This is a genomic window from Nonomuraea phyllanthi (assembly GCF_006334985.2).
Classification (GTDB): domain Bacteria; phylum Actinomycetota; class Actinomycetes; order Streptosporangiales; family Streptosporangiaceae; genus Nonomuraea; species Nonomuraea phyllanthi.
Genome location: NZ_VDLX02000002.1, coordinates 683,396 through 709,302, shown reverse-complemented (window position 1 = coordinate 709,302; position 25,907 = coordinate 683,396). Strand labels below are relative to the sequence as shown.

At 73.7% G+C, this 25,907-nt stretch carries 25 protein-coding genes; 11 read left to right on the top strand and 14 right to left on the bottom strand.

Annotated features, from left to right (window positions below; genetic code table 11):
* Positions 1-10: 10 nt before the first annotated feature.
* Genes FH608_RS08815 through FH608_RS51345 form a run of 4 tightly spaced genes read right to left on the bottom strand, consistent with a single transcriptional unit; the run spans position 11 to position 3,633 of the window.
* Positions 11-970 (bottom strand): NAD-dependent epimerase/dehydratase family protein, encoded by a 960-nt coding sequence (locus FH608_RS08815; protein WP_139629846.1) that lies wholly within the window; start codon positions 968-970, stop codon positions 11-13.
* A complete protein-coding gene (locus tag FH608_RS08810; protein ID WP_139629845.1) occupies positions 967-2,115 on the bottom strand; it encodes an N-acetyltransferase in 1,149 nt (382 codons plus the stop codon). The genes FH608_RS08815 and FH608_RS08810 overlap by 4 nt, the downstream gene beginning before the upstream one ends.
* A 4-nt stretch (positions 2,116-2,119) precedes the next feature.
* Positions 2,120-3,367, bottom strand: a complete 1,248-nt coding sequence (locus tag FH608_RS08805; RefSeq protein WP_139629844.1) for a beta-ketoacyl-[acyl-carrier-protein] synthase family protein — start codon at positions 3,365-3,367, stop codon at positions 2,120-2,122.
* Positions 3,367-3,633 carry an acyl carrier protein gene (locus FH608_RS51345; RefSeq protein WP_193318307.1) on the bottom strand — a complete coding sequence of 89 codons (267 nt, stop codon included), beginning with the start codon at positions 3,631-3,633 and terminating at the stop codon, positions 3,367-3,369. The genes FH608_RS08805 and FH608_RS51345 overlap by 1 nt, the downstream gene beginning before the upstream one ends.
* A 262-nt stretch (positions 3,634-3,895) precedes the next feature.
* Between FH608_RS51345 and FH608_RS08795 the strand changes: the two genes are divergently transcribed.
* From FH608_RS08795 to FH608_RS08785, 3 genes are all read left to right on the top strand, one after another.
* A complete protein-coding gene (locus FH608_RS08795; protein ID WP_139629842.1) occupies positions 3,896-5,125 on the top strand; it encodes an aminotransferase class I/II-fold pyridoxal phosphate-dependent enzyme in 1,230 nt (409 codons plus the stop codon).
* 310 nt (positions 5,126-5,435) lie between these two features.
* The gene (locus tag FH608_RS08790) at positions 5,436-7,679 is read left to right on the top strand and encodes an MMPL family transporter (protein WP_139629841.1); all 2,244 of its coding nucleotides are present in this window, start codon (positions 5,436-5,438) and stop codon (positions 7,677-7,679) included.
* A gap of 15 nt (positions 7,680-7,694) precedes the next feature.
* Complete coding sequence (locus FH608_RS08785) at positions 7,695-8,009, top strand: putative quinol monooxygenase (RefSeq protein ID WP_193318306.1); 315 nt, start codon at positions 7,695-7,697, stop codon at positions 8,007-8,009.
* Between the two features lie 45 nt (positions 8,010-8,054).
* Here FH608_RS08785 and FH608_RS08780 read toward each other — a convergent pair whose 3' ends face one another.
* The 5 genes from FH608_RS08780 to FH608_RS08760 are packed head-to-tail and all read right to left on the bottom strand — an operon-like array spanning position 8,055 to position 12,147.
* Positions 8,055-9,329, bottom strand: a complete 1,275-nt coding sequence (locus FH608_RS08780) for a cytochrome P450 (protein ID WP_226899161.1) — start codon at positions 9,327-9,329, stop codon at positions 8,055-8,057.
* Positions 9,326-9,934 (bottom strand): GTP-binding protein, encoded by a 609-nt coding sequence (locus FH608_RS08775; RefSeq protein WP_139629839.1) that lies wholly within the window; start codon positions 9,932-9,934, stop codon positions 9,326-9,328. The genes FH608_RS08780 and FH608_RS08775 overlap by 4 nt, the downstream gene beginning before the upstream one ends.
* Positions 9,915-10,271: a DUF742 domain-containing protein gene (locus FH608_RS08770; protein WP_139629838.1), complete on the bottom strand. Its 357-nt coding sequence runs from the start codon at positions 10,269-10,271 to the stop codon at positions 9,915-9,917. Before FH608_RS08770 ends, FH608_RS08775 begins: the two co-directional genes overlap by 20 nt.
* On the bottom strand, positions 10,271-10,687 hold the full coding sequence (locus FH608_RS08765) for a roadblock/LC7 domain-containing protein (RefSeq protein ID WP_139629837.1): 417 nt from the start codon (positions 10,685-10,687) through the stop codon (positions 10,271-10,273). Before FH608_RS08765 ends, FH608_RS08770 begins: the two co-directional genes overlap by 1 nt.
* The gene (locus FH608_RS08760) at positions 10,684-12,147 is read right to left on the bottom strand and encodes an ATP-binding protein (protein ID WP_139629836.1); all 1,464 of its coding nucleotides are present in this window, start codon (positions 12,145-12,147) and stop codon (positions 10,684-10,686) included. Before FH608_RS08760 ends, FH608_RS08765 begins: the two co-directional genes overlap by 4 nt.
* Before the next feature lie 275 nt (positions 12,148-12,422).
* On the opposite strand from FH608_RS08760, the gene FH608_RS08755 reads away from it, so the two are divergent.
* The 5 genes from FH608_RS08755 (at position 12,423) to FH608_RS53770 (ending at position 18,534) form a co-directional block, all read left to right on the top strand.
* Entirely contained in the window at positions 12,423-13,196 is a 774-nt protein-coding gene (locus tag FH608_RS08755) for a glucose 1-dehydrogenase (RefSeq protein WP_139629835.1), read from the top strand.
* Positions 13,197-13,261: 65 nt separating this feature from the next.
* The gene (locus FH608_RS08750; RefSeq protein WP_139629834.1) at positions 13,262-14,380 is read left to right on the top strand and encodes a sensor histidine kinase; all 1,119 of its coding nucleotides are present in this window, start codon (positions 13,262-13,264) and stop codon (positions 14,378-14,380) included.
* Entirely contained in the window at positions 14,373-15,500 is a 1,128-nt protein-coding gene (locus tag FH608_RS08745; protein ID WP_139629833.1) for a hypothetical protein, read from the top strand. Before FH608_RS08750 ends, FH608_RS08745 begins: the two co-directional genes overlap by 8 nt.
* On the top strand, positions 15,470-16,144 hold the full coding sequence (locus tag FH608_RS08740) for a response regulator (RefSeq protein WP_139629832.1): 675 nt from the start codon (positions 15,470-15,472) through the stop codon (positions 16,142-16,144). Before FH608_RS08745 ends, FH608_RS08740 begins: the two co-directional genes overlap by 31 nt.
* Positions 16,145-16,314: 170 nt before the next feature.
* Positions 16,315-18,534, top strand: a complete 2,220-nt coding sequence (locus FH608_RS53770) for an AfsR/SARP family transcriptional regulator (protein ID WP_193318305.1) — start codon at positions 16,315-16,317, stop codon at positions 18,532-18,534.
* A gap of 101 nt (positions 18,535-18,635) precedes the next feature.
* On the opposite strand, the gene FH608_RS08730 is transcribed toward FH608_RS53770, so the two are convergent.
* Positions 18,636-19,538, bottom strand: a complete 903-nt coding sequence (locus FH608_RS08730) for a LysR family transcriptional regulator (protein WP_139629830.1) — start codon at positions 19,536-19,538, stop codon at positions 18,636-18,638.
* Positions 19,539-19,608: 70 nt separating this feature from the next.
* Here FH608_RS08730 and FH608_RS08725 point away from each other — a divergent pair, with 70 nt between their 5' ends.
* The gene (locus FH608_RS08725) at positions 19,609-20,622 is read left to right on the top strand and encodes a YeiH family protein (protein ID WP_226899159.1); all 1,014 of its coding nucleotides are present in this window, start codon (positions 19,609-19,611) and stop codon (positions 20,620-20,622) included.
* Here the strand turns inward: FH608_RS08725 and FH608_RS08720 are convergent.
* A complete protein-coding gene (locus tag FH608_RS08720; RefSeq protein WP_193318304.1) occupies positions 20,608-21,774 on the bottom strand; it encodes a serine hydrolase domain-containing protein in 1,167 nt (388 codons plus the stop codon). The two genes, FH608_RS08725 and FH608_RS08720, sit on opposite strands and share 15 nt — an antisense overlap.
* A gap of 70 nt (positions 21,775-21,844) precedes the next feature.
* On the opposite strand from FH608_RS08720, the gene FH608_RS08715 reads away from it, so the two are divergent.
* A complete protein-coding gene (locus FH608_RS08715; protein WP_226899158.1) occupies positions 21,845-22,342 on the top strand; it encodes a helix-turn-helix domain-containing protein in 498 nt (165 codons plus the stop codon).
* Between the two features lie 11 nt (positions 22,343-22,353).
* Here FH608_RS08715 and FH608_RS08710 read toward each other — a convergent pair whose 3' ends face one another.
* A complete protein-coding gene (locus tag FH608_RS08710) occupies positions 22,354-23,028 on the bottom strand; it encodes a TetR/AcrR family transcriptional regulator (RefSeq protein WP_139629829.1) in 675 nt (224 codons plus the stop codon).
* Positions 23,029-23,151: 123 nt separating this feature from the next.
* On the opposite strand from FH608_RS08710, the gene FH608_RS08705 reads away from it, so the two are divergent.
* Complete coding sequence (locus FH608_RS08705; RefSeq protein ID WP_139629828.1) at positions 23,152-24,126, top strand: NAD(P)-dependent alcohol dehydrogenase; 975 nt, start codon at positions 23,152-23,154, stop codon at positions 24,124-24,126.
* Positions 24,127-24,153: 27 nt separating this feature from the next.
* Here the strand turns inward: FH608_RS08705 and FH608_RS08700 are convergent, their stop codons facing one another.
* Together FH608_RS08700 and FH608_RS08695 are read right to left on the bottom strand one after the other, a co-directional pair.
* Complete coding sequence (locus FH608_RS08700) at positions 24,154-25,428, bottom strand: outer membrane protein assembly factor BamB family protein (protein ID WP_193318303.1); 1,275 nt, start codon at positions 25,426-25,428, stop codon at positions 24,154-24,156.
* Between the two features lie 135 nt (positions 25,429-25,563).
* The gene (locus FH608_RS08695; protein WP_139629826.1) at positions 25,564-25,905 is read right to left on the bottom strand and encodes a cupin domain-containing protein; all 342 of its coding nucleotides are present in this window, start codon (positions 25,903-25,905) and stop codon (positions 25,564-25,566) included.
* Between the last annotated feature and the right edge of the window lie 2 nt (positions 25,906-25,907).

Below are 25,907 nucleotides of genomic sequence, written 5' to 3'. Positions count from 1 at the left end.
GGCCCGGGGCTCAGCCGCCGGTGAGCGCCGTGGCCAGGCCGCGGTGCAGCGGGATGGACGGGGCGTAGCCCAGCTCGCGGGCGGCGGCGCCGATGCCGGCGGACGGGCAGACCCACGGGGTGTGGCTCATCTCCCGTGCCTTGTCGGCGTTGAACGCCGGCACCCGGCCGCATGCCCGGCCGACGAGCTCGGCCACCCGGGCGGCACCGTGGACCACCCCCATGGGCATCGGCAGGACCGCGGGCGGCCGGCAACCCAGTGCCTCGGCCAGGGCGGTGCAGAGATCCAGCCAGTCGTAGGCGTTCCCGTCGCAGACGGGGTAGACGCCCGCGGACGGGTCTGCCCCCGACAGGGTGGCGCCGCGCTCGGCGGCGGCCAGGAGGGCCGCGCACAGGTCGTCGACGTGGAGCAGGCAATGGTGGCGTGGGCCGAACCCGGCCTTGACCACCACCCCGATCCTCACCATGGGGATCAGGGCGGGCAGGAGCGCGGGCTCCCCGGGCCCGTAGACGATGCCGGGCCGCAGGATGACGGCCTGGAGCCGGTCGGCGTGCTCGCGGACCGCCTGTTCGCCGGCCAGCTTGCTCGCGCCGTAATGAGAGACCGGGCCGCCCGCGGGCGCGGCGGCGAGCGACGAGCAGACCACCAGGCGGGGCGGCCGGTCCAGGGCGGCCAGCGCGCCGGCCAGCCGGGCGGTGCCGTGGTGGTTGACCTCCCGGAAGTCGGCGGCCGTACGCGCCTTGACCAGGGCGGCGAGGTGGATCACCCGGTCGGCGCCGGCGACGGCGTCGCCGAGACCGGCCCCCGTACGCAGATCGCCGTCGATCACCGTGACGCCCATCGCGCGCAGGGCCTGGGCGCGGGCCGAGGGGCGGGCCAGCGCGGTGACGGAGTGCCCGCCGGCGAGGATCATCCGGGTCAGCCGCCGGCCGACGAAGCCGGTCGCCCCGGTGAGGAGATAGCGGGTCACAGGGAGCGCCGGTAGATCCGATACGTCTTGGCGTGGGTGCCGCCGAGAGTCGCGATGATGCGGTTGACGGGCTCGTTGTCCTCCAGCGTCCAGCCGAGCTCGACCCCGCGGTAGCCGCCGGCCACGCCCGCCTCCTGCAGGCGGTGGAACAGCACCGCCTCGACCCCCCGGCCGCGGAACTCCTCGACGACGCCCGCCAGCACCAGACGGGCGTGGTCGATCCGGCGTACCGCTCTGGCCAGGCGCACCGCCCCGAACGGCAGGCCGAAGCGGGTCAGCCGGCCCTGCGCGACCGGCAGCGCCTGGTTGAGGTCGGGCAGGGCGAGGACGACGGCGACAGGCTCGCCACCCGACTCGGCCAGCAGCCCGAGCGACGGATCGACGATCCGGCGCAGCCGGCGGGCCAGAGCGGCGAACTCGGCGTCGGTCATCGGGGTGAACCCCCAGTTGTCCTGCCAGGCGCGGTGGTAGACGCGCTTGACACGGGCCACCTCGGCGTCGAAGTCGGACAGGTCGAGCGAGCGCACGCGCAGCCCGTTGCGCCGCTCGACGACGTCGCAGATGCGCACGACGCGCTCGCCGCACGGGCCGGCATCGCGCTCGAACGCCAGCAGGTCCTTGGCCTTGGTCAGCCCGCCGGCCTCCAGCAGCGCCGGGTAGTAAGGCGGGTTGTACGGCATGAGCACGCGCGGAGGCAGGTCGAAGCCGTGCACGAGCAGGCCGCACTCGTCGTTGGTGGTGAAGTTGACCGGCCCCATCATGGTGGTCAGGCCACGCGGGCGCAGCCACGCGGCGGCCGCCTCGACCAGGGCGCGGGCCACGGCCGGGTCGTCCACGCACTCGAACTGGCCGAAGAACCCGTCGCGGGCGTCGTGGACGTCGTTGTGGCGTGGGTTGTGCACGGCCGCGATCCGGCCCACCACGCGCCCGTCGCCGCCGTGGGCCAGGAACAGCTCGGCCTCGCCGTACGCGAAGAAGGGGTTGCGCCTGCGGTCGAGCAGGCGGCGGCACTCGACGCGCAGCGGCGGCACGAAGGCCGCGTCGCCGCGGTGTAGCTCGTACGGCAGCTCGACGAACTGCCTCAGGTCGCGGCGGGTCCGCACGGGCCGGGTCACGGGCGCCGCGGCGGGAAGGTGGGACGGCATGGGCTCAGTTCCGGGTCGCGTAGGGGGTGAGGACGAGGCTGGCGTTGTGGCCGCCGAAGGCGAACGAGTTGGAGACGACCGCGCCCGGCTCCAGCGCGCGCGGGGCGCGGACCACGTCGACGTCACACTCGGGGTCGAGGGTGTCGAGGTTGGCGATGGGAGGCGCCGCTCCCGCGCGGACGGTGAGGGCGCTGATGACGGCCTCGATCGCGCCGGCCGCGCCGAGGGAGTGGCCGATGACGCTCTTGCTGGCGGTGACCGGAACCTTCCCCGGGCCGAACAGCCGGGAGATCGCCTGCGCCTCGGCGAGGTCGTTGAGGCGCGTGCTGGTGCCGTGGGCGTTGACGTGGACAACCTCGGCCGGGGAGAGCCGGGCGTCGGCCAGCGCCTGGCGCATGCACCGCTCGGCGCCGCCGCCGCCGGGTGCCGGCATGGTCAGGTGGTACGCGTCCGAGGTGCGGCCGTAACCGGCGAGGACGGCGTAGACGCGGGCGTCCCGCCGTACGGCGTCCTCCAGCCGCTCCAGCACGACGAAGGCCGCTCCTTCCCCCATGACGAACCCGTCGCGGTCGGCGTCGAAGGGACGGGAGGCGCCCTCGGGATCGGCGACGCGCGTGGACAGGGCGCGGCACCGGTGGAAGGCCAGGAGCACCGTCGGTGACACGCACGCCTCGGCGCCGCCCGCCACGACCAGGTCCGCCGAGCCCTCCCTGATCAGGCGCAGGCCCTCGCCGATCGCGTGGCCGCCGGAGGCGCAGGCGGTGGAGACGGTGAGGCTGGGGCCCATGATCTGATGCCGCATGCTGATCCACGCCGGCACCGCGTTGTGCATGATCTTCAGCACGGTCAGCGGCGTGGGTGCGCCGCGGTCGCCCTGCCCGAGCATCGCCTGCTCGTAGGTCGCGTTGCCGGCCCATCCCGTCCCGGCCACCACCGCCCGGCGCTCGGGCGGTGGCTGCAGGTGCCCACCGGCTTCCACGCCCGCGTCGGCGAGGGCCTCGGCGGCGGCGCACACGGCCAGCACCGTCGTGCGGTCCATCCGGCGCGCCTGCCTGGCCGTCACGTGCTCCTCCCAGCCGACGTCGCCCACCTGGCAGGCGAAGGTCACCGGTAGGTCGTCGACGGGGAACGAGGTGATGGTGCGCGCGGTGGAGCGTCCCCCGGCCAGGGTCTCCCACAGGTCGTCGAGCCGGTGGCCCGCGGGCGTACGCACTCCGAGACCGGTGACGGCGACCTGTACCCGATCGGCCATCAGCCGGCCCGCACGGGAAGGTCGCGATCGGCGGCGGCCCGGACGAGCGCCACGGCGTCGGCCACCGTCCGCAGGCGGATGGCGAGGTCGAAGTCGAGCGAGCACCCGAACCGCTCCTCGGCGGCCCTGGCCACCTCGGCGAGGTCGAGGCTGTCCACCTCCAGGTCGCGGCGCAGATCGGTGTCCATGGTCAGCGTCGCGGGGTCGACGGCCAGGAGGTGCGCGTAGATGGAGCGGAGTTCCTCGAAGATCTCCTTGTCGCTCACAAGGGGACGTCCTTCCGGATCGCGGGAAACGGGGGGACGCAGGCGCCGAAGGGCGGTCTCCTGCGGAGCACCCAGTATGACGAGATCGTGACTCTGTGTAACGATCACTCGGTAAAGGTTTCGCAAAGACACGTCCTCGCTCGGTATGCGCTGGTCAAAGCTTTCCCCCGCACCACCCCCGGCGATCACCGTTCGTGGTCGCCGCTCTGTGGCGTCCGTCCGGTGACGCCGACGTACCACGACGACGAGGAGAGCAGAGCCTGTGCTGGACGCCTTCGGCAAATGCCGTCCCCGCCCCGACCAGCTGGTCGCGATCGGGTCGGAGACCTACCCGTACTACCGTCCCGTCACGGAACGGCTGGACGACGGGGAGGTCGTGATCGGCGGTCGTGCCGTGCTGATGGCCGGGTCCAACGACTACCTGGCCCTGTCGGACGACCCCCGGCTCAAGGCCGCCGCCACCGAGGCGCTCGACCGGCACGGAACGGGCAACTCCGGCTCGCGCCTGCTCAACGGCTCGCTGCCGCTGCACGAGGAGCTGGAGGCCGAGCTCGCCGCCTTTCTCGGCATGGAGGCGGCCATGGTGGTCTCCACCGGCTATCAGGCGAACCTCACGCTCAGCGCGCTGTTCGCCCACCAGGACGTGGTGTACGCGGACCGGCTCGTCCATGCCTCGCTCATGGACGCCGTCCGGCTGGGCCATGCCAGGCTGGTGCGCTACCGGCACAACGACCTCGCGCACCTGGAGAGGCTGCTGAAGGCGGCCGATCCCCGCGATGGGCGGCTCGTCCTCAGCGAAGGCATGTTCTCCACGGACGGCGATCTGTGCGACGTGCCGGGCATCGCGCGACTCGCCCGCCGCCACGACGCCCGCCTCATCCTGGACTGCGCCCACGACGCCGGGCTGCTCGGCGTCGGCGGCAGGGGCGCCGCCGAGCAGCTGGGACGGCAGGCGGCGGTGGACGTGCAGACGCTGACGTTCTCCAAGTGCTTCGGCACCCTGGGCGGCGCCGTCGCGGGGCCGCGGCACGTCATCGACTACCTGCGCCATCACGCCCGGCCCGCGGTGTTCACCGCGTCGCTGCCCGCCGGCTGCGCCGCCGCCGCGCTGGCCGCGCTGCGCATCATCCGCACCGAGCCGGAACGCCGCAGGCGGGCCCTGGCCGCGGGCGAAAGGCTCCGCGCCGAGCTGGCGGCACTCGGTTTCGGCACCGCCCCCGGCATCGCTCCCGCCATGGCGATACCGGTGGGAGACACGGCACTGTGCGCGCGCATGTGGAAGGAGCTCCTGGACGAGGGCGTCTACACCAACGCCATGGTCCCTCCGGGCGTCCCCGAGGGAAAGGCGCTCATCCGCCTCAGCGTCACCGCCGCGCACACCGACGCGCAGCTGACCCGCATCGTGGACGCGTGCACCGCCGCCGGCCGCCGTCTCGGCCTCATCGCCGCCACGCAGGACGGCACGGCGCCGCTGTCGCTCGTCACGCCGTAGATGGCCGGCGCGACCCTGCCCGTGCCGTACGACCCGGCGGCGCCCTGGCAGTCCTGCCGCAAAGCGCCGTCGACCTGGCTGTTCCTCGCCCATCTCGCCGTCACCGGCGCCTTCGCGGCCGTCTCCTGTGGATGCCCTGCCCGCCGGCCGCGCAGCCCTTCCTCTACACCTCCGCCGAGCGGTACGCCACGGCCCTGCGCAGCGGCTACGTCGACATGCCGCTACCGCTACCTCACCGACGTGTGCGCGGGACCGGCCGTCACGCTCGTCGCCGCATTCCCCACGCGCCGCACCGAGAAGGAGCCCCCTCATGTCACACGCCGCGGCGCTCGGGCGGTCCAGCCGTACCGTGCTCTGGCTGACCGCTGTCGCGTTCGTCCTGGCGCTGCTGGTCGGCCATGACGTGCAGGACCGGCTGGTGCTCGGCGGCACCAAACCCATCGGGAGCGCCGCGGTGCGGGCCGACGAGCTGCTGAGGAACCTCCCCGGACAGGGCGTACCGCACATCGTGCTGATCGCCCGCGCCGCCCGCTCCGTGGACGACCCAGGCGACGCCGCCGCGGGCCGGCGGCTCGCCGCCACGCTGGCGGCCGACCGCGGGGTGGCGTGGACCGTCTCGTACTGGACCACGGGCGCGCCGGCGATGCGCAGCAAGGACGGCCGCAGCGCCCTCGTCACGGCCTTGCTGAGCGGAGACCGCGTCCAGCGGATCGCCACGGCTCGCAGGCTCGTCGCCGACCTGACCGGCCGCCGTGGACCGCTGACCGTCACGGCGACCGGGGAGGCCGTGATCAGGGCGGAGACCCAGGAACGCAGCCAGCACGACCTGCGCACGGCCGAGCTCATCGCCGCCCCGCTGACCCTCGCCATCCTGCTGGTGGTGTTCGGCGGCGTCGTCGCCGCCCTGCTACCCCTCCTGATCGGCGCCCTGTCCGTCGTCGGCGCGATGGCCGTGCTGCGGCTGCTCACCTCGGTCACCGAGATCGGGGTGTTCGCCCTGAGCATCGCCACCGCGCTCGGCTTCGCGCTGGCGGTCGACTTCAGCCTGTTCATCGTCACGCGGTTCAGGGAGGAGCTCGCCCGGGGGCTGGACCCGCACACGGCCGTCGCCGTCACCATGCGCAGCACCGGGCGGGCGATGGGCTACTCGGCGGCGACCGTGACGCTGTCGCTGTCCGCGCTGTTGCTGTTCCCCTTCGGCATCCTGCGCTCCATCGCCTGCGGCGGCATCGCGATCACCGTCCTGGCGGCCGTCACGAGCCTGGTCGTCCTGCCGGCCCTGCTGCGGCTGCTCGGCGAGCGGGTCAACCGGCTGCCGGTGCCCGGCCCCTGGAGGGCCGGACGCCCGGCCGGCCGTCGGTGGTACGACGGCGCCGTCGCCGTCATGCGCCGGCCCGTCGTCGTCGCGCTGCCCGTCACGCTTGTGCTGGTGACGCTCGGTGTGCCCTTCGTGCACGTCCGGTTCGCCACCATGGACGACCGGGTGCTGCCGCCGCAGGCGCCCGCGGCGCAGGCCGGGCAGCAGTTGCGGCGGGACTTCGCGGCGGGCGGCGGCATCGCCCCGACCACCATCGTGCTGCCCGGCGCGGCCGACCTGCCTGCCCTGAGCGACTACGCCCGGCGCATTTCGGCGGTGCCCGGGGTCCTGCGCGTGGACACGGCCCCTGGTTCGGCCATCGAGGGCTCGCGTCGGGCGGCCCCTGGTTCGGCCGCCGAGGGCTTCCGTCGGGCCGCCGCTGGTTCGGCCGTCAGGGGCTCTGGTCACGCGGCGCCCGCCGTTCCCGGCAGGGCGGGCGTCCCGCACCTGACCGTCACCACCGCTTACGAGCCGTACTCGATGGAGAACAGCGACCTGGTGCTGCGGCTGCGCAAGGTCGGCGCGCCCGGCCCCGTCCTGATCGGCGGGCCGGGCGGCAACCTGGCCGACACGCGCCAGGGCATCGGCGACGTCCTGCCGGTGGCGCTCGCCCTGATAGCGCTGACCACCCTGGCCCTGATCACCGCGCTCACCGGCAGCATCGTGCTGGCGGTCAAGGCGCTGGTGATGAACGCCCTCAGCCTGACGGCCACCTTCGGCGTCCTCGTCCACGTCTTCCAGGACGGCCACCTGCGCGGGCTGGTCGGCGACTTCACCGTCACGGGCAGCATCGACATCCTGATGCCCAGCATGATCTTCTGCGTCGCCTTCGGCCTGTCCATGGACTATGAGATCTTCCTGCTGTCACGCATCACCGAGGAGCACCGGCGCACCGGCGACACCGTCACCGCGGTGGCGCGCGGCCTCCAGCACACCGGCCGCCTGTTCACCTCGGCGGCCGTCGTCTTCGCCGTCGTCATGGCGGCGCTGGCCACCTCCACCCTCACCCCGCTCAAGATGATCGGCGTCGGCCTGGCCGTGGCCGTGCTGCTGGACGCCACCGTGATCCGCGCGCTGCTCGTGCCCGCCGTCATGCGGCTGGCCGGCCGCGCCAACTGGTGGTCGCCGATCCGGCGACGTCCCCCTCTGGGCGAGAGGCGTCACAGGCGCCGCGCTCATGGCCGCGCCCACCTCTGAGTAAGCTCGATGGGCATGGACAGAGTCGCGCGATACGGGAAGTTCGTCGCCAAGGAAGGGAGCGGCGGGCAGCTGGCCGATCTGCTGCTGGCCGCCGCCGACGGGTTGGAGAACGAGCCCGGATGCGAGCTCTACCTGGTCAGCCGGCAGCGCGACGCCCCCGACACCGTGTGGGTGACCGAGCTCTGGCGTAGCAAGGCCGACCTCGACGCCGCGCTGAAGCAGGTGACGGGCAGCCCGGAGGCCGCCGCGGCGCTGCGGCTCGTGGAGTCGGCCGGGGCCGTCGAACTGGACCTGCTGGGCGGCGCCGGGCTGCCACCGAGTTTCTGACCGGTGGCGTTTTCTGACCGGCGGCTGACGGTGGCCGCCGGGGGGTCACACCGGGTAGCCGGGGGTGAACTCCACCGGCAGCGCCTCCAGCGAGCGCATCTGGATCGACGACCGCCATTCCAGCGACTCCGCCGGCACCGCGAGCACCACGTCCGGCAGCCGGTCGAGCAGCATCTCCACCGCGATGTGCGCGATGATCTCCGCGAGCTCCGGCGCGGGGTGCGGGCAGCCGTGCGCCCCGAACCCGAACGACATGTGCGCGTGGTTGCCCACCGAGCCGCCGTAGAAGTCGGGGCGTACCTGGGGGTCGAGGTTGGCGGCGGCCAGGCCGCAGACCAGCAGGTCGCCGGCCTTGACGCGGCGGCCCCCGAGCTGGGTGTCCATGACGGGCCACCGGCCGATGGCGATCTGCCCGGGCGCCTCCTTCCACAGCACCTCGTTGAGCGCCTGGCCGATGCTGCGCCGGCCGCCCGACAGCGTCATCGCGAACCGGTCGTCGGTCAGCATGAGCTGGAGCGTGTTGCCGATCCAGGTGGCCGTCGGGTCGTGGCCGGCGGTCATGGTCAGGAGGAGGTCCTGGGTGAGCTCCTCGTCGGTGAGGTTCGCGGGATGCGCCAGCAGCCGGGACGGCAGGTCGGGCCCCGGGTTGTGCCGCTTCAGCTCCAGCAGCGAGGCCATGATGGCCTGCACCCGGTGGTAGGCCTCCATCGCGGCGGGCCCGCCGTTCAGGGTCGTGGCCACCTCGCCGACCAGCGCGCGGGTCTCCGCGTCCGGCAGGCCCAGCATCGACCCGAGGACGAGCAGCGGGATCGGGTTGGCGTACTGCGCCATCAGGTCCGCCCGCCCCGTGCCGATGAACGTGTTGATCAGACCCTCGGCGACCCGCTCGCAGTTCGCGCGCAGCTCGAACTGGTCGGCGGCGGCCAGCGCGTCGCTGACCGCGCCCGCCCGGCGCTCGTGCGCCGCTTCCACCTCGAACAGCATCGACGGCTGGTAGCCGACGTACGCCATGAGGGGCCAGTCCGGCGGGATGTTCTTCCACTGGTTCCAGTGGCGGGAGTCACGGACGAACAGCTTGGGGTTGCTGAGCACGTACCGCAGCTCTCGGTAGCCGAGCACCAGCCAGCCCGGCACGTCCCCCTCCAGCAGGATCGGCGCCACCGGGCCGTGCCGCCGCATCTCCTCGAAGGCCCGGGCGGGATTCTGGTGGTACGCCCTGCCGTACATGGGGAAGGCGCCCTCGAAGGGGTTCCGCTCCGGCTCCTCCTGCCTGGTGGCGTACCAGGAGATGGCATCGGGGGAATGCGAGTAATCGGTCATGAGGTCACCTGCCGGGCGGAGGACAGAGCATGGAGGTGGTTGACGAGCGTGATCAGCACGCCCTTGCTCGACTCCCGCTGCCGCGCGTCACACGTGATCAGCGGCACGTCGGCGGACAGGTCGAGCGCGTCGCGGATCTGGTCGAGCGTGTGCGTGGGCTCGCCGAACTGGTTGTGGGCCACGATGAACGGCATGCCGTGGTGTTCGAGCCGGTCGATGGCGTACCACGAGTCGGCCAGGCGGCGGGTGTCCACCAGGACGACGGCCCCGAGCGTCCCGGTGAACAGGCGGTCCCACACGAACCAGAACCGCTCCTGGCCGGGCGCCCCGAAGAGGTAGAGCACCATCTCGTCGTTGAGGCTGATCCGCCCGAAGTCGAACGCGACCGTGGTCGTCGGCTTGCCCTCCACCCCGCGCGCGTCGTCGATGCCGACGCCCGCGCTGGTCATGGTCTCCTCGGTGCTCAGCGGGCGGATCTCGCTGACCGACCTGACCATGGTGGTCTTCCCCACACCGAACCCGCCCACGATGACGATCTTGAGTCCGGTGGTCGCCGTGCTCCGCAGCGGGACGCGCGTGACCGGGTCAGAGGTTCTGGAGTCCAACGAGCACCTGCTTGAGCATCTCGGGGTCGGGCAGTCGCGTCCTGGCGGGTGCCTGGCGCGGGGTCCTGGCGGTGATGCGTCCCATGTCGAGCAGGTCGCACAGCAGGATGCGGACGACGCTGACCGGCATCCGCAGCTCCGAGGAGATTTCCACGACCGCCGTCGGGTTCTTGCAGAGCCGCAGGATCCGGGCATGCTCGGACTGCATGCCCGGAGTGGGGTCGCACTCGCTGACGATCAGGGTGACCATGTCGAGACCGTCGTCGGTCACGTCGCTGCGCCCGCCGGTCACCATGTAGAGGCGGTCCGGGTTCTCGTCCTCCAGGCGCGGCGACATCAGACCTGGCTGCTCTGCTGGGCCGTACGGGGTGGCGCGGTCAGGTACTCGCCGATCTGCTCCACCAGCTCGTTCATGTTGTGGCCGATGAGCCCCGGGTCGGCGTCGTCGCGGGCCACCACGGCGAGGTGGGCGCCGTCCCCGGCCTCCACGATGAACAGCATCCCGCCGTGGAACTCGGTCATGGACTGGCGCAGGCCGCCCGTGCCGTCGCCGAACTCGACGGAGGCGCCGTACGACAGGCTCTGGATCCCGGAGGCGATCGCGGCGAGCTGGTCGGCGCGGTCGGTGGACAGCGCGGAGGTGTGGGAGAGCCGCAGGCCGTCCCGCGACAACACCAACGCGTGCCTGGTCTGCGGAGTCCTCTCCAGCAGGTTCTCGAGCAACCAGGCGAGTTCCTGATCTGCGGTTCTCATCGTGGTCCGTCCTCACGAATCTGTCGTGCCCTGCCTGCCTGGTGGAAGGCGGTGAACTTGGCTCCGGGGTCGGAAGGCGGCCGGGCGGGCCGGGGTTCCTGCGCGGCGGCGGGCCGCTGCGGCGCGGCCGCGGGGGAGGCTGCGGCGAGCGTCTGCCCGCGGCGGCGGCGCGGCAGCCCGTGCAGCTCCTCGTCCGGCCCGGGATCCGTGGGGGTGTCGGACTCCGCGGAGGGCTCGGCCTGCGGGCCGCGCTGGGCCGTCCGGGAGGCCGGGGCGGGCTGGGAAGGCTGGGCGGGCTGGGGACCGCGCTGGACCGCCAGCGGCTGCGTCTGCGGCTGCCTTCTCGGTACGGGCGTCTGCGGCGCCGGCTGGTAGTTCTGGCTGATGAGCTGCTGCGGGATCATGACCACCACGCCGGTGCCGCCCCGCGAGGACGGGCGGAAGGAGACGGTCAGCCCGTGCTTGCGGGCCAGGCAGCCGACGACCGCCAGCCCGAGCCGCGAGCCGGACAGCGTCGTGAAGTCCAGCGGCTCGGCGGAGACGGCGCGTTCCGCGCGGGCCAGCGCGGAGGGGCTCATCACCAGGCCGCAGTCCTCGATGGTGATGACGATGCCGGCGCTGACCTCCTCCACGTACACGTGCACCTCTTCGGTGGGCGGGGAGAAGCTGGTGGCGTTGTCCATCAGCTCGGCCAGGGCGTGCATGACGCCCTCCGCGGCGTGCCCCGCGATCGCGAACGAGCTGGCGGAGTGGACGCGGACCCGCTGGTAGGCGCTGATCCGGCCGATGGCCCCGCGCAGGATGCTCTCCATCACGATCGGCTTGGTCCAGCGCCGCCCCGACCGCGCCCCGGTCAGCACCGCGATGCTGTCGGCGAGCCGGCCGGCCTGGGCGGTCGTGTGGTCCAGCTTCAGCAGGTCGCCGAGGCCGATCCGGTCGTGCCTGTCCTCCATCTCGCGCAGGTCGGCCAGCATGCTGGTGGCCAGCGCCTGGACCCGCCCCGCCGCGCTGGCGCACGCCGACGTCGTGGCGGCGCGGATCCGCTCCTCCTTGCTCACCTCGTTGACGAAGGCGCGCAGGATCTGCTCGTGCGCGGTGCTCCGGGGCCGCGGCGTCGTCATGAGCACGGACTCCGCCGACGCCCCGCTCCTGAGCCGCTCCACCGTCGCCGGCATCGTCTCGCCGGCCATCCGGGCGAGCTCGGCGTCGCCGGCGGCGAGCTCGCCCCGTAACCGCCGGTTCTGCTGCCGCCCGTACGCCGCGAACGTCAGCGCGGCGCACACCAGGACGGCCGCGACACCGAGCGTCCAGGCCAGGAACGACTGCGCCGAGGCGGGGGCGGTGAGGACGGCCGTCAGCGACGCGGCCCCCGTGACGATGACGGCGGCCGCCAGGACGAGCAGGGGTTCACCCTGCTCCAGGCGCGCCGTGCGGTGGCGAGTAGGGACCTGCACTGACATCTATGAGCTCCTCGTCGGCGAGTGGAGCGCGGTCACCGCGAACGCGACGAGGCCGAACGCGCAAGGACGGACCTGTTCTGGCCGATCTCCATGATCGCGGGGCGAGCAACTAGGGATCTTACGACATTTTGCCCAAGCTGTCGGCCCAAACAGGGCACTTCCGAAACCCCCGGCGTGTCAGGCGAAATCCCCGAATCTCGACATGTTGATCACCCTCCAGTACGGTGCCACTCCTCACCTCTTCACCCCTTCACCGGACCGGGAGTCGGCACGACATGACAGGTTCACTACTCGACGGCAGAGTGGCGCTGATCACGGGCGCGGGATCGGGCATCGGGGCCGCGACGGCGCTGGTGTTCGCCCGGCACGGGGCCAGGGTCGTGGTCGCCGACATCAACGAGGACGGCGGCAGGCGCACGGTCGACGAGGTGCGCGAGGCGGGCGGCGAGGCCGCCTTCGTGTGGGTCGACGTACGGCGCGGCGACGCGGTCAAGGACATGGTCGCCGCCACGGTCGAACGGTTCGGGCGCCTGGACTGCGCGGTCAACAACGCCGGCGTGGACAGCGCCGGAGACGGCCGCTTCCACGAGGTGAGCGAGGAGACGTGGGACGCCTCGATGGGCGTCAACCTCAAGGGCGTCTGGTGGTGCATGAAGCACGAGCTCTCCCAGATGCTGGAGCAGGGATCGGGCTCGATCGTCAACGTGGCGTCCGTGGCGGGGCTGGTCGGCATCGAGGCCCCGTACGTCTCGACGTACATCGCGGCCAAGCACGGGGTGGTGGGGCTGACCAAGGCGGCCGCGCTGGAGTACGCCACGACGGGCATCCGGGTGAACGCCGTGTGCCCCGGCGCCGTGCGTACGCAGATGGTGGACGACCTCATCGCGCAGGGGATCATGACGCTGGAGCAGACCGCCGGCTACCACCCGGTCGGGCGCTACGCGAACCCCCCGGAGATCGGCGAGGCGATCGCCTGGCTCAGCTCCGACGCCGCGTCGTTCGTGACCGGCCTGCCGATGGCCGTGGACGGGGCCATGACGGCACGCTGAGAGGCGGCGCCGCCGGGGGTGACTCGTTAGGCTGCGTCACAACGAGGAGGGCGAGGTGTGACGGAGTGGCCAAGGAAGCGGCCCTGCTGCTGGTGCGGTTCGGCCGCCGGTACGCGGCCGCCGTACGCCTGGCCACCCTGGTCCCGATCGTCGCCATCGCCGTCTTCCGCGCCCCGCCCGAACACCTCGCGGCCACCGCGTCGGTGGCCGGCGTCGCGGCCGCCTGGACCTGCGGCTACGCCTGGTGGCTGCGCGCGGGCCACGGCACCGCGCCGGTGGCGCTCGACGTGGCCGTCCTGCTGGGCCTGTCCGCGAGCGTCTTATGGACCGGCGCGATCGAGGACACCAACACCGGGTGGCTGCGGCTCCTGACCGTCTTCGCCTGCGTCACGTACCAGTGGCACACCTCGCCACTGGCGGGCGGCCTGGCCGCGGTGGTGGCCGGGGGCGGGGCGGCGGCCCTCGTCGCCATGGCGGACGCGGGGCCGAGCGTGATCAGGGGGCTGGTGTGGGCCGTGCCGGCGGCGGCTCTGTCCCGCGCGGCCTGGGTCCTGCTCCGGCGCGCCGCCGACCGCGCCGACCGGATGGCCGCCGAGGCGGCACGGGTACGCCGTGAGGCGGAGGTGGCCGCGGCCGTCCGCGCCGAGGAACGCGAGTTCGCCAACGCCCTGCACGACACGGCCGCCACGACGCTGCTGATGGTCGGCACCGGACAGGTGCGCTCGGACGCCGGCTGGCTGGCCCCGCAGGCGCGCCGCGACCTCGACCGGCTGCGCTCCGACAGCGGGCGGGCGCCCCGGCGGGCCGACCTGGTCGACCTGCTGCGCTCAGAGCTCGACGCCGCGCAGCTGAGCGTGGAGTTCGACGCACCCGAGCGGCTGGAACTGCCGTTCGGGACCGCCAGGGCGATCGCCGACGCGGCCGGGGAGGCCGTCACCAACGTCCGCCGCCACGCGGGCACCACGCGGGCGGCCCTCCGGCTGAGCCCCGGCGCGGGGACGTGGCGGCTCGACATCGCCGACCAGGGCCGGGGGTTCTCGCCGTCCGACGTGCCGGACACGCGGCGCGGCCTGCGCGAATCGGTGCGCGGCCGGATGAGCCGGATCGGCGGCACGGCCACGATCACCTCCGCCGAGGGGGCGGGCACCCTCGTCCGGCTGGAATGGCCCGAGGCCGATGACTGAGCCCGCCGCGGCCGTGGAGCCGGCGCGGACGCAGCTGCGGCGCGGGCTGCGGATCGCGACCCTGCTGGTCGCCGTGGCCATCGTGCTCGGGCTCGGGCCGGCCAACATCCTGCGCCATCTGGACGACCACGACTCGTCGCCCGCCCAGCTCGCCGCCCTGGCCGCGCTGGGAGCCGTGCTCGCGGGCGAGGCCGTGCTGCTCGTCCGGGGGCGGACGTGGGGCCGGCTGCGGCTGCCCGCCGTGGCCGTGGTGCTGGCCGCCTCCGCGCTCTCGTACGCCACGCTGCCGGAGGGCCGCACGTCGACCACCGTGGACTGGATCTTCGGCGCCGCCAACTGGGTGGGCCTGGTCGTGCTGCTCGACCGCCCGCTGCGGTCCGTCGGGGCGTTCCTGGCCGCCCACGAGCTGGTCGCCCTGCTGAACCTGCTCCTGTTCGACGAGCCCACGCGGCAGGCGCTGGCCCGCTTCGCCACGGGCTCGGTGACCGTGATCGGCTTTCCCCTGTGCGTGGCCGTGGGGGCGGCCATCCTGCGCGGCCTCAGCGCGGCCGCTGCTGCCTCGCAGCGGGAGGCCGAACGGGTACGCGTCGCGGAAGCCGTGGCCGTGGAGTCGCACCGCCGCAGGCGGCAGGGGTTCGCCGAGCTCTCAGCCACAACCGTGCCGCTGCTGGAGGGGCTGGCCGGCGGGTCGCTCCGCCCCGAGGACCCGCTCGTCCAGCGGCGCTGCGCCATCGAGGCGGCGCGGATGCGGCGGCTGTTCGCCGAGGCCGACACCGTCGCCAACCCCCTGCTGCACGAGCTGCGCCACTGCGCCGACGTGGCGGACCGCAAGGGCGTCGAGGTGGAACTCGACGCCCGCGGCCAGTGGCCCGAGCTGCCGGTGGCCGTCCGGCGCGATCTCACCGAGCCGGTGCTCACCGTGCTCGCCACCGCCGCCTCACGGGCTCGGGTCACCGTCGTGGGAGACGCGGAACTGGTGTCGGTCAGCGTCGTCGGCGACTGCGGAGAGGTGGACGTGCCGAGCCCCGCGACGCCCGGCGTGCGGATCGAGACGCTCAACCACGAGGACACGGTATGGATGGAGGTCACATGGCAGCCGGCCCGGCAGCCGACGAGGTGATCACCGCGGTGATCGTGGACGACCACGCGGCCATCGCCGCCGGCGTCCGCTACTGGTGCTCGCAGGCCACGCCGCCGATCGAGCTCATCGACGCCGGTGACCGGCTCGCCGACGTCTGGACCGGCCCCGGCGCCGCCGCCGACGTGGTCATCTTCGACCTGGAGCTGGTGCCGCGCCGGCCGGACTTCGGCGAGCTGCGCCGGCTGGTCGACAGCGGCCGGCGCGTGATCGTGTACTCCCAGCACACCGACAACGAGACCGCGATCAAGTGCGTCGACCTCGGCGCGCTCGCCTACCTCACCAAGCGCGAGGGGCCCGAGCACCTCGTTCCCGCCGTACGGGCCGCCGCGCGGGGCGAGGCGTACACCGCGCCGTCGCTGTCGGGGGCGTTCATCGCCGACGACTCGCCGAGCCGGCCGAACCTGTCGCAGCGCGAGACCGAGGTGCTGCGGGCCTGGTTCGTGGCCTCGTCCAAGGAGCTCGTCGCGGCGAAGCTCAACATCACGGTCAAGACCGTCGACACCTACATCGCGCGGGTACGCGTGAAGTACGCCAACGTGGGACGGCCCGCCCCCACCAAGAGCGACCTCGTCAGCCGTGCCCTCGACGACGGGCTCGTCACCCTGGCCGAGCTCAATCCTTAGAGCGGGTCGGCCGGGTCATTTGTCGGGCGTTCGCCGGACACCGGCCCCGCATGCCTCTTCGTAGGGTGGCGATCGGCCGCGCGGACGCCGACGCCGTCGTCCCCGCCTCCTGCCTCCCGCCTCGCGCCGGAGGCAGCCGCTCCATCCGACAAGGCAGGGGGAGCCTTCGAATGGGACTGCAGATCAACGTTCTCGGGCCATGTGAGATCACGGTGGACGGCGAGCCGGTGCGGCTGGCCGGGACCCGGCGGGTGGGGCTGCTGGCCAGGCTGGCGATGAGCGCCGACCGCGTGGTCCCGGCCGAGCAGCTCCTCACCGACGTGTGGGGGCAGAGTACGGCGGCGACGGCGGGCAAGCAGCTGCACATCGTGGTGTCGAAGCTGCGTGACCTGCTGTCGCCGCACCACGACGGCGAGATCATCGCCACCGTTCCCGGCGGGTACCGCCTCAACCTCGGCCGCGAGCGCGTGGACGCCCACCTGTTCACGCTGCTGGCCCGGCAGGCGGGCGCCGCGCGGGACCGCGGCGAGATCGCGGCGGCGGACGGGCTGTTCCGGCGGGCCCTGGCACTGTGGCGGGGCGACGCGCTGGCCGGCATGGCGGCGCCGTGGGCCGAGGCCGCGTCGGACCGGCTGGCGGAGGAGCGGCTCACCGCGCTGGAGCACCACTTCGACGTCCGCCTGGAGACGGGCGATCATCACGCGGTGGTGCCGGAGCTCAGCGCGCACGCCGCGGCCCACCCGCTGCGGGAACGTCCGCAGGCCCAGCTGATGCTGGCGCTCTATCGGGCCTCGCGATCGACGGAGGCGCTCGCGGTGTACCAGGAGACGCGGCGGGTCCTGGTGGACGAGCTGGGCATCGAACCGGGAGCGGCGCTGCGGCGCCTCCAGGAGGCGGTGCTCGCCCGGGACCCCGCGCTTGACCTGCCCTGCCCGGCCCAGCGGACGGCGCCCACCCTGCCCGGCCCGACCCGGCACACCGCCCGCTCCCTGCCCGGCCCCGCCCGACATTCCGCACCCGCCCTGCATGACACCGCCCGGCATGCCGCGCCCGCCCTGCATGACCTGGATGTGCGCACCGCGCTCGACCTCCCCAGCCCTGCCCCGGGCGCGCTCGACCTCCCCAGCCCTGCCCAGGGTGTGCTTGGCCTCCCCGGCCGGGGCGCATCCGACCTCTCCGGCCATGGCCGGCGGGCACCCGGCCTTTCCCGTCCCGGGGCCGTCGTGCCCGGTGAGCTGCCGGCCGGGACCCGGGCGTTCACCGCGCGCTCCGCCGAGCTCGCGTGGCTGCACGAGACGCTCACCGGCGCCGTGCCGGGACGGCCCGCCGTGGCCGCGATCGACGGGCCCGGCGGCATCGGCAAGTCCGCGCTGGCGGTCCATGCCGCGCACGCCGCCGCGGGCCGCTTCACCGACGGCGTCTTCTACGTCGACCTGCACTCCGCCACCGCCGGTCGCCGCCCGCTGCCGCCGCTCAAAGCCCTGAACCGGCTGCTGCGCTCGCTCGGTGACGAAGCCGCCGCGCCGGCCACGCCGGACGAGGCCGCCGCGCGTTACCGCTCGCTCACCTCGGCCCGCAACCTGCTCGTCATCCTCGACAACGCGTACGACGCCGACCAGGTGCGCCCGCTGATCCCCGCCGGCCCCGCCTGCGCCGCGATCGTCACCAGCCGCCGGGTCCTGGCCGCCCTCGGCGGCGCGAGCCCGCTGCACCTGGCCGGGCTCGGCGACGCCGACGCCGACGCCCTGTTCGCCCGCCTGGTGGGCGCGCCCCGCGTCGAGGCCGAGCCGGAAGCGGCGCGGGAGATCGTCCGGCGGTGCGGCGGGCTCCCGCTCGCGCTCCGCATCGCGGCGGCCCGCCTGGCGGCCAGGCCCGGCTGGACGCTGTCCCATCTGGCCGCCCGGCTCAACGACCCCGCCCGCCGCCTCGACGCCCTCGAACACGCCGACCTCGCCGTCCGTACGAGCATCGCGGCCGGGCTCCAGCAGCTCCCCGACGGCCCCGCGGGCCGCGACGCCGCGCACACGTTCGTCCTGCTCGGCCTCCTGGAGACCCCCGGCTACGCGACGGGCGCCGTGTCCGCGCTCACGGGCTGGACGGAACGCAGGACGGAGGCCGCGCTCGGCCGCCTCGTGGAGGTCCGCCTCCTCGAATCCGGCGGGCCCGGCCGCTACCGGATGCCCGGCCTGATCCGGCTCTACGCCCGCGAGCAGGCCGCCCGCCACATGCCGGAAGCCCGGCGCGCGGCCGCCGTCCGGCGCGTCTTCCACCACTACCTGACCACCGTCCGCGCGGGCGGCTCGGAGGGAGTGGCGGCCGGGCGATCGGCGCGGTGCCGCTTCACCGTCTCCGGCCGCACGGTCACGAAGCTCATGCCGGCCCGCCCCTGACGCCCGGCACGGTCGTCACCGCGTCCTGACAACCGACACGCAGCCTCCGGACACGACGTCCGGGCGGCCAGCACGACGTCCGGGCGGTCGGCGGGCGGGTGTCAGGCGTTCTTGCGGCCGGCGATGGCCAGGAGGGTCGCGGCGGGGCCGTTGAGGGGGCGGCCCCGGCGCCAGACCGCGCGCAGGTTCCTGACCAGGGTGTGGCCCGCCAGCGGCACCTCGACGAGGCGGCCGGTGGCCAGTTCGGACTCCACCGCGTACCGGCTGAGGACCGCCGGCGCGACGCCCGCCTGGGCGGCGCCCTTGACGGCCGAGTTGGACCCGAGCTCGAGGCGCGGGCTGGCCTGGTGCAGGCCCCGGAAGGCGACGTCCAGGGTTTCGCGGGTGCCGGAGCCGCGCTCGCGCACGACCAGCGGCGTGGCGGCCAGCTCCGCGCCCCTGAGCACGGTACGGCGGCGCGTCCACGGGTGTCCGGGCGCCACCACGACGAGGAGCCTGTCCGTGCCCACGACCCGGCCGGCCAGCCCGTCCGGGAGGTTCGGCCCCTCCACGAACCCCAGCTCCATGCCTCCGGAGCCGGACAGCACGAGCGCGGCCACGTCGGCGGAGTTCAGCACGTCGAGGCCGATCCGCACGCCGGGCTCGCGGCTCTGGAACTCGGCGAGCCAGCGGGGCACCAGGTATTCGGCCACCGTCATGCTGGACGCCACCCGCAGGTGCGCGGCCTCGGTGTGGCGTACGGCCTCGGCGGCCCGCATGAGCTCCTGTGCCGACGCGAGCACCTGGGCGGCCCAGCCCGCCACCATCTTGCCCTCGGTGGTGAGCGTGGAGCCGCGCGGCGTGCGCTCCAGCAGCGGCAGCCCGAGCCGCCGTTCCAGCTGGGCGATGCGCTTGCTCGCCGACGGCTGGGCGATGCCCGCCACCCTGGCCGCCTGTCCGAGGCTGCCCAGCTCGCCGACGTCCACCAGGAGCTTGAGCGAGTCCAGGTCAGGCAGAGGAGTCATAGCCATAGGCTATGGGCTCCCAGTCAACCCGCGGCTACCGGCTCGGTCGCGGCCCCCGAAGACTGGGATCATGCTTCCCACCCTGTCCAAGACGTCCGGCCTGCCCGGCATCGCGGTGTGCGCACTGGCCGTACCGGTCTCGCTGCTGATCAGCCGGTTCGTGCCGGGGGTCGGCGCCGCCACCGCCGCCGTGGCCCTCGGTACGGCGCTGGCCAGCACCGGGGCGGTCCGCGCGCCGCTCCGTCCCGGGCTGGCGTTCGTCTCCAAGCGGGTGCTGCGCGCGGCGGTCGTGCTGCTCGGGCTGCAGATCGCGGTGCCGCAGGTGCTCGCGCTCGGGTGGCGCTCGCTCGCGGTCGTGGCCGTCTCCACGGGACTGACGTTCGTCCTCACGCCGCCGGCCGGCCGCCGCCTCGGCCTCTCCCCCGGTACGTCGCTGCTGGTGGCCACGGGCGTGTCGATCTGCGGCGCGTCGGCGATCGCCGCCATGCACGACAGCACGGACAGCACCGACGACGAGGCGGCGGGGGCGATCGCCGTGGTGGTCCTCTACGGCAGCGCGGCCATCGTGGTGCTGCCGCTGCTGGCGTCCTGGCTGGGGCTCCCGCCCGACCGGCTCGGCGTGTGGACGGGGGCGGCCGTTCACGAGGTGGCCCAGGTGGCGGCGATCGGGGCCGCCACGGGCGTCCTCGCGACGGCGGTGACGGTGAAGCTCGCCCGGGTCGTCCTGCTCGCCCCGATCGTGGCCGTCACCACGTCCCTGCGCCGCCTGGACGGCGCCCGCGAGACGCCCGCGGGCACGGCCCCATCCGGGTCCGCCGGGGCGGGCAGGCCGCCGATCGTGCCGCTGTTCGTGGCCGGGTTCCTGGCGGCGGTGGCGGTGCGGAGCACGGGGCTGCTGCCCACGGCCGTGACCGACAGCGTGCCCGCGCTCACGAACGCGCTGCTGGCCGCCGCCCTGTTCGCCCTCGGGACCGGGATCGACCTGCGGAAGCTGCTCAGGCGCGGGCGGGTGATGGCGCTCGGGGCCATCTCCACCGGGCTCATCGCGGCGACCTCGCTGGCGGCGGTCTCACTGCTCGGTTGACGCGCCCGTCGCCGGGGTGCTCGGAGCGCTCGGGATGCTCGGAGCGCTCGGGATGCTCGCGGTCCCCGGGGTCGCCGAGCGAGCGCGGCAGGTGAGGGCGCGGGTCAGGTCGAGGTCCTCCATGTTCCACCGGCCCTGCTGGTAAGCGTGGTTGCTGATCCAGAACACCATCACGCCGCCGTCCGGGGAGCGGGCGTAGTCCGCCAGCGACCAGGTGTCGCCGCCGTCGTGCGAGACGATCCGCCCGTCATCGGAGATCACCCAGCCGTATCCGTAGGAGTCGTCCGAATCGGGCATCCGTACGTACGGGGTGAACAGCTCGCGCCTGGCCGCCGCGGACAGCACCGTGTCGCCCGACAGCGCGCGGTGCCAGCGGAGCAGGTCCCGCGCGGTGGAGAGCATGCCGCCGTTGCCGCGCAGGTTCCAGTACGGGCCGTCGGGCGCCCACGGATGGTCGTACGGCCGCCCCCTGCTCGCGCCGCGCCCGTCGTACTCCACCGCGACCTGGCTCTCGGGCCAGTCCGGCAGCACGTAGCCGGTCCTGGTCATCCCCGCCGGCTCGAACAGGTACGTCGCCAGGAACCGCTCGTAGCCGAGACCGGAGACCTTCTCGATGATCGCCGCCAGCAGGCTGTACCCCACGTTCGAGTAGTGGAACGCGGCGCCGGGCGGCGACCGGAGCTCCGAGGCGAGCGCCCCGGCCAGCATGTCCGCGCGCGACAGCGGGTCGTAGTCGTCGCCGAGCGCCTCGACCAGCCCCGACGTGTGGGTCAGGAGCTGGTGCAGCGTGATCGGCCGCTTGTCGGCGGGCACCGCGCCGAGGTACCTGCCGATCGGGTCCGTCACCCGGAGCCGGCCCATCATCTCCAGCTTCATGACGGCGGCGGCGGTGAACTGCTTCGTGATCGACATGATGTCGTAGACGGTGTCGCAGCTCGCCCGGACCCCGCCGGCCACGTCGGCCATCCCGAACCCCTGGCAGTACGCGACCTCGCCGCCGCGCGCCACCATGACCGTGCCGCCGGCACCCTCCGGCCAGGCGTCCGCGACGTACGCGCCGATCGGTTCCGCGCAGTCGCCCAGCCCGTTGCCGCAGGCGGTCAGCGTCGCCATGACCAACGCGACCGCACCGCCGTACCACGTGATCCTCATCCGGCCCCTCCCCCAGGCTTCGTGGGGGTCAAGGTTGACCACGGGCGTCCACACTGATCAACATGTCAGGGTGTCCGAGACTGTGCGGGACACCGTACGCCCAGCTCAGAGCCCCTACCGCTGGAGGAGCGACATGACCGCCACGCCGCCGCCGTCACCCGAGACCGCGACCGACGCGGCCACCCTGATGGCCGCGCTGCGACGCCTCAAGACCTGGTCGGGGCTGAGCTTCCGCCAGCTCGACCGCCGGGCCGCCGACGCGGGCGACACGCTGCCCTACTCCACGGCCTCCACCATGCTCGCCAAGGACCGCGTCCCCCGTGAGGAGCTGCTCGCCGCCTTCGTCAGGGCCTGCGGCCTGGACGGCGACGACCTCCGGCCCTGGCTCGCGGCCCGCGCGAGGATCGCCGTCGGCGACCCCGCCCCGGTCGCCCATCGCCGGTCGCCCCGCCGCCTGCTCCTCGCCGCGGCGGCCCTGGCCGTCGCCCTCGCCGCCGGGGCCGGCCTGACCACCGCCCTCCACGGCGACGAGCAGAACGTCGACGTGCAAATCTCCACGACGTACTGAGCCCCGCCCGTTCAGGCTTCGGGCAGGGACGCGGCGAGGGAGTCGAGGATCAGGCCGAGCCCGAACTCGAACTCGTCGCCCCAGTCGTAGCCGGGCCGCAGGACGTGCTCGGTCGCCATCTCGATGAGATGGGGATAGTCCTCGGCGCTGATCTGCTGCGCGATCGACTCCGTGACCTCGGCGGCGGTGTCCGGCCCCGCGAAGGGCAGGGAGGACTCCTGCAGGGCGAAGCCGTAGACGTACGCGTCGAGCAGGGCGTAGGCGTGGGCGGTCATCCCCACCGAGAAGCCCGCGCCGCGCAGCGTGCCGAGGGTGGCGTCGTGGTGGCGCAGGGTCGCGGGGCCGGGGGTGGTGCGCGACTCCATCAGGGCGATGGCCCAGGGGTGGCGCCGCAGGACGGCCCGGGCCGACACCGCGCGCCGCCGGATCTCCGATCGCCAGTCGCCACCAGGCGAGGGCAGCTCGATCTCGCCGAAGACCAGGTCGACGATGCCGTCGAGGATCTCGTCCTTGTTGGCCACGTAGTAGTAGACCGACATCGGCTTGACGCCGAGCTCCTGGGCGAGCGAGCGGATCGTCAGCGCCCCGATGCCGTCCCGGTCCGCGACCGCGACCGCGCCGCGCAGCACCCGCTCCCGGCTGAGTTGAGTGCGTGCCCCTGAGGTCTCGCCAACGCGTTTCGACATCTCGCTCCCGGCCCATGGCGTTTTCGTACTTAGTACTGTAGCGTCTCGTACTAAGTACGAACGACGATAGAGGAGGAAGGCGACGATGGACTCCGGACGGTTACGCGGGATCGGACGGTCACGATGAAGGCGATCGCGCACGACGTTTACGGCTCGGCCGAGGTGCTGGGGCTGCGCGAGGTGGACCGGCCGCCGGTCCAGGACGACCAGGTGCTGGTCCAGGTACGCGCCGCCGGGCTCGACCCGGGCGTGTGGGTCTTCATGACCGGCCGGCCGTACGCGGTGCGCGTCGCGGCCGGGCTGACCAGACCCAGGGTGCGGGTGCGCGGCCGGGCGCTGGCCGGGGTCGTCACGGCCGTCGGCGCGGGCGTGCGGCGCTTCGAACCCGGCGACGAGGTGTACGGCACCCACCCGGGCGGCACGTTCGCCGAGTACGCGGCCGTCTCGTGGCAGCGGCTCGCGCCCAAGCCGGCCAAGCTGTCGTTCGAGGAGGCCGCGGCGGTGCCCATCTCCGGGGTGACCGCGCTGCAGGCCGTCCGCGACTGCGGCCGCGTACGCGCGGGGCAGCGGGTGATGGTCATCGGCGCGGGCGGCGGCGTCGGGTCGTTCGCGGTGCAGATAGCCAAGGCGTCCGGCGCGAGCGTGACCGGCGTGTGCGGCGCCGGCAAGGAGGAGCTGGTGCGGTCGCTGGGCGCCGACGAGGTCATCGACTACACCCGCGACGAGGTCGACCGCGACGGGCCGCGCCACGACGTGATCATCGACACGGCGGGGTGCCGGCCGCTGGCGCTGCTGCGCCGCGCCCTCACGCCGCGCGGGACCCTGGTGGTGGCCGGGGGCGGCCACGACGCGGGCGGGCTGCTCGGCGGCTACACCCGCCAGCTGCGCGTGCCCTTCGTCTCGATGCTCACCGGCCAGCGCCTGCGCGGCCTGACCTCCAGGGAGCGCACGCAGGACCTGGAGGAGCTGGGACGGCTGATCGAGTCCGGCTCGGTCACCCCGGCGATCGACCGCGTCTACCCCCTCGCCGAGACGGCCGACGCGATGCGCTACCTCACGGAGGGCCACCCCGCCGGGAAGATCATCATCACCGTCTGATCAGCCGCCCTTGGGAGTGCGGGCGGGCTAGTCGAACCCCATGAGCCCGTCGTGGTTGTAGATGACGATCCGGCCGCCCGCCGCCGTGACCAGGCCGCCGCCGCGCGGCGTGAACTGGTGGCGGAACGTCACCTTCCCCGTCTCCGGGTCGACGATCTCGACACCGTGGCCGAGCCCGAACAGCGTCCCGTCCGCCACGCCCATGGCGCGGCCCCTGTCGAGGACGTTCTCCGCGTCGCGCGGCCCCAGCTTCCACAGCTGCTTGCCGGTGAGCAGGTCGCGGCCGACGAACTGCTGCTGATGGTTGACCGAGGCGTCCATGATCGGCAGGACGTCGCCCAGGGGCGGCCCGGGGTCCTGGTACTCGCCGAGCGGCTGGTCCCACAGCCGCTTGCCCGTGCTGGTGTCGATGGCCCACATGCGGGGGTCGTCGCCACCGGCGACATAGGCGACGGCGATGTCGCCGCCGGTGACCACCGCGTCGGGCGCGGCGTCCTTGGGGAAGTCGACCTGGCGGACGGGGGTCAGCTTCTTGTTGAGGACGGCCAGGCTGTCGATGCCGTAGTCGATGCCCTCGGTGTCGACCATGAGGTCCGGCTTGACCACGACCACGAGCTTGTCGCCCGCCGCCAGCGGGCCCGCGACCGCCTTGTGCGACTTGCTCTTCCGCTGGTAGCGGATCTTGCCCGTGGCGAGGTCGCGCCCGTACAGCTTCGGGCCGTCGGCGTAGTAGAAGACGCCGTCGAGGATGGCGCCGGGGTCGGGCGCGGGCAGGTTGAGGCTGGAGGTCATGAACACGCGCGACTTCACCCGCGCGCGCCAGCGCTCCTCGCCCGTCGCCAGGTCGAGCGCCGCGAACTGGGCGGGCTCGTCGACGCTGGACGCGTGCGTCCTCCCCAGCGGGACGACGATCGTGCCGTCGGCCGCGACGGGCGAGCTGTCGCCCACCCAGGGCAGGCTCTTGCGCCACAACCGCTTGCCCGTCGCGCCGTCGTAGCCGGTCACCTCGGCAGCGCCCTCGCCGTCGATCTTCTGGCGCAGGGCGACGAAGCGCTCGCCGTCAGAGACCAGGCCGTAGCGCATCGGCTCCTCGTCGATCTGCTCGACCTGCCAGGCCTGGTGCAGGCCGACCCAGTGGTGCTCGACGGCCGCCGGCCGCCCACCGTCGCCGGAGGACCGGGCGGGCTCCTCGACGGCCACCCGGTGCGGCCCCTCGGCGGGCTCACCCGAACTGGCGGTGCCCGGCAGCATCCCGCAGCCGGTGGTGATCACAAGTGCCGCGACGGCGGAGAGACGTCTCATGCTGGTGTGACCCATGGGAACGTGATTGTCGTGTCAATGCGGCGTGATGACAAGTCAGGACGCCTTGTCGCCCAGGGCCGCCCGGGGCCTCATACCGGCCATGAGACGTCCGTACGCCGTGCTTCGAGCCGTGTCTCAGACGGGGATGAACAGCGCCTCGAACGGCGCGTCCCCGACGCCGGTCGTGACGTGACCCAGGCCCGTGGTGTCGGCGGCGAGCACCAGGTCGCCAGGCCCGAAACGGCGCCGGCCGCCGTCGGTGACCGTCACCTCGATCACCCCGCGCAGCATCACCACCCACTGCTCGCGTGGCGCGGGGTGCGCGGCGCTGTCGAAGGCGGCGCTGCCCACGAACTGGACGCCGCCTTTCGACGGCAGCCCGCCGACCGTCATGGGCGGCACCCCGTCGGCGACCTGGCGGCGTTCGAGCACGATCTCGCCGTCCTCGAACGCCGACCCGCCTGCTTCGGTACGCATGA

Bases quoted from the DNA above. Each gene is read 5' to 3' on its own strand.
- FH608_RS08810 (WP_139629845.1), bottom strand. From the start codon at position 2,115: ATGCCGTCCCACCTTCCCGCCGCGGCGCCCGTGACCCGGCCCGTGCGG.
- FH608_RS08805 (WP_139629844.1), bottom strand. From the start codon at position 3,367: ATGGCCGATCGGGTACAGGTCGCCGTCACCGGTCTCGGAGTGCGTACG.
- FH608_RS08790 (WP_139629841.1), top strand. From the start codon at position 5,436: ATGTCACACGCCGCGGCGCTCGGGCGGTCCAGCCGTACCGTGCTCTGG.
- FH608_RS08785 (WP_193318306.1), top strand. From the start codon at position 7,695: ATGGACAGAGTCGCGCGATACGGGAAGTTCGTCGCCAAGGAAGGGAGC.
- FH608_RS08780 (WP_226899161.1), bottom strand. From the start codon at position 9,329: ATGACCGATTACTCGCATTCCCCCGATGCCATCTCCTGGTACGCCACC.
- FH608_RS08770 (WP_139629838.1), bottom strand. From the start codon at position 10,271: ATGTCGCCGCGCCTGGAGGACGAGAACCCGGACCGCCTCTACATGGTG.
- FH608_RS08765 (WP_139629837.1), bottom strand. From the start codon at position 10,687: ATGAGAACCGCAGATCAGGAACTCGCCTGGTTGCTCGAGAACCTGCTG.
- FH608_RS08760 (WP_139629836.1), bottom strand. From the start codon at position 12,147: ATGTCAGTGCAGGTCCCTACTCGCCACCGCACGGCGCGCCTGGAGCAG.
- FH608_RS08755 (WP_139629835.1), top strand. From the start codon at position 12,423: ATGACAGGTTCACTACTCGACGGCAGAGTGGCGCTGATCACGGGCGCG.
- FH608_RS08745 (WP_139629833.1), top strand. From the start codon at position 14,373: ATGACTGAGCCCGCCGCGGCCGTGGAGCCGGCGCGGACGCAGCTGCGG.
- FH608_RS08740 (WP_139629832.1), top strand. From the start codon at position 15,470: ATGGCAGCCGGCCCGGCAGCCGACGAGGTGATCACCGCGGTGATCGTG.
- FH608_RS53770 (WP_193318305.1), top strand. From the start codon at position 16,315: ATGGGACTGCAGATCAACGTTCTCGGGCCATGTGAGATCACGGTGGAC.
- FH608_RS08730 (WP_139629830.1), bottom strand. From the start codon at position 19,538: ATGACTCCTCTGCCTGACCTGGACTCGCTCAAGCTCCTGGTGGACGTC.
- FH608_RS08725 (WP_226899159.1), top strand. From the start codon at position 19,609: ATGCTTCCCACCCTGTCCAAGACGTCCGGCCTGCCCGGCATCGCGGTG.
- FH608_RS08720 (WP_193318304.1), bottom strand. From the start codon at position 21,774: ATGAGGATCACGTGGTACGGCGGTGCGGTCGCGTTGGTCATGGCGACG.
- FH608_RS08710 (WP_139629829.1), bottom strand. From the start codon at position 23,028: ATGTCGAAACGCGTTGGCGAGACCTCAGGGGCACGCACTCAACTCAGC.
- FH608_RS08705 (WP_139629828.1), top strand. From the start codon at position 23,152: ATGAAGGCGATCGCGCACGACGTTTACGGCTCGGCCGAGGTGCTGGGG.
- FH608_RS08700 (WP_193318303.1), bottom strand. From the start codon at position 25,428: ATGAGACGTCTCTCCGCCGTCGCGGCACTTGTGATCACCACCGGCTGC.
- FH608_RS08695 (WP_139629826.1), bottom strand. From the start codon at position 25,905: ATGCGTACCGAAGCAGGCGGGTCGGCGTTCGAGGACGGCGAGATCGTG.